Here is a 1661-nt window from a genome sequence, read left to right as displayed (position 1 = left end):
GACGATCGTCGCGGTCAACAAGGACGCGGAGGCGCCGATCTTCGAGCTGGTCGACTACGGCGTGGTCGGCGACCTGTTCGAGGTCGTGCCCCAGCTCACCGAAGAGGTCAAGACCCGCAAGGGCTGACCCGACAGCCGCCAGACTCGGCGCACGTCCTGTTCCGGGGGCGGCGCGGACCGGTTCCGACCGGCCGCGCCGCCCTCGGTGCGTCTGTGCGGATCCCCGTCCGTGGAGCGGGTCGGGTGTTGACGTCCGGTCGGCGGCGGGCTAGCTTCCCAGACACAACTTCAACGTTTTGTTGATTTCTCTGGGGAGAGCCGATGACGCAGGGCGAGACGGTCGCGACCACCTTCGGGAGCGCGGTGGGCCGCGAGATCGGCGCCGCGCTGGCCGCCGTCGACGCCGAGCTGGCCGCCCGCTACCCGGGCGACCCGGGGACACGTCAGCCGGTCCACACCGTCTACGTGCCCGGCGACGTCTTCGCCGCCGACACCGTGCGCACCTGGGGCGACCAGGCGCTGGACCTGCTCGACCGGCACGCCCCGGACGCCGCCGCGCTCGCCGCCGTGCTCGACCTGCCCGAGGAACTCGCCGGGGCCGTGTACAACAGGGTGCGCGCCAAGCTCGAACGTGAGCCGGTGGAGGACCTGCGCATCGACTTCGAGGACGGCTACGGCACCCGTGGCGACGCCGAGGAGGACCAGGACGCCGCCCGTGCCGCCGCTCTTGTCGCCGAGGCCTGCGCCGGGGGAGACCCGGCCGTGGCCGCGCCCTACGTCGGCATCCGGCTCAAGTGCATGGAGGCCGAGGTCAGGGACCGGGCCATCCGTACCCTCGACGTGTTCCTCAGCGGTCTGACGGCCGCCGGAGGGCTGCCGGCCGGCCTTCAGCTGACCCTGCCCAAGGTCACCTACGCGGAGCAGGTCACGGCGATGGTCCGGCTGTGTGAGCACTTCGAGAAGGCCCACGGCCTGCCCGCGGGCCGGCTCGGCTTCGAGATCCAGATCGAGACCAGCCAGTCGATCCTCGGCGCGGACGGCCGCGCCACCGTCGCCCGGATGATCGACGCCGCCGAGGGCCGGGCGACCGGACTGCACTACGGGACGTTCGACTACAGCGCCTGCTGCGGCGTCAGCGCCGCCCACCAGTCGATGGAGCACCCGGCGGCCGACCACGCCAAGGCCGTCATGCAGGTCGCCGCCGCCGGCACCGGGGTACGCCTCTCGGACGGCTCCACCAACGTCCTGCCGGTCGGCCCGACCGAGCAGGTCCACAGCGCCTGGCAGCTCCACCACAGGCTCGTCCGCCGCTCGCTCGCCCGCGCCTACTACCAGGGCTGGGACATGCACCCCGGCCACCTGCCGACCCGCTACGCGGCCGTCTACGCCTTCTACCGCGACGGCTTCGAGCAGGCCGCCGACCGGCTCTCCGCCTACGCCGCGCACGCGGGCGGCGACGTGATGGACGAGCCGGCGACCGCGAAGGCGCTCAGCGGCTACCTGCTGCGCGGTCTGGACTGCGGCGCCCTGGACGAGGCGGAGGTCACCGGCCGGGCCGGCCTGGACCGTGCCGCGCTCGAGGCGTTCGCGGCCCCGCGCCGCGCCGCCCTCACCACCACCCGCTGAGACAGGTCACCCGCCCCGGCCACCACCCCCGGGAC

The 1661-nt window shown here is 73.6% G+C and carries 1 protein-coding gene and 1 pseudogene; both read left to right on the top strand.

Annotated features, from left to right (window positions below; translation table 11 throughout):
• Positions 1 to 127, top strand: a pseudogene (locus GL263_RS26115) (electron transfer flavoprotein subunit alpha/FixB family protein); the annotation flags it as partial.
• Between the two features lie 194 nt (positions 128 to 321).
• Positions 322 to 1626: a DUF6986 family protein gene (locus tag GL263_RS26110; protein ID WP_182858202.1), complete on the top strand. Its 1305-nt coding sequence runs from the start codon at positions 322 to 324 to the stop codon at positions 1624 to 1626.
• Positions 1627 to 1661: the final 35 nt, after the last annotated feature.

The sequence above is a fragment of the Streptomyces durbertensis genome (assembly GCF_014156695.1).
Classification (GTDB): domain Bacteria; phylum Actinomycetota; class Actinomycetes; order Streptomycetales; family Streptomycetaceae; genus Streptomyces; species Streptomyces durbertensis.
Note: the sequence above shows the minus strand (reverse complement) of the source record. Positions and strands in the feature narration are given on the sequence as shown.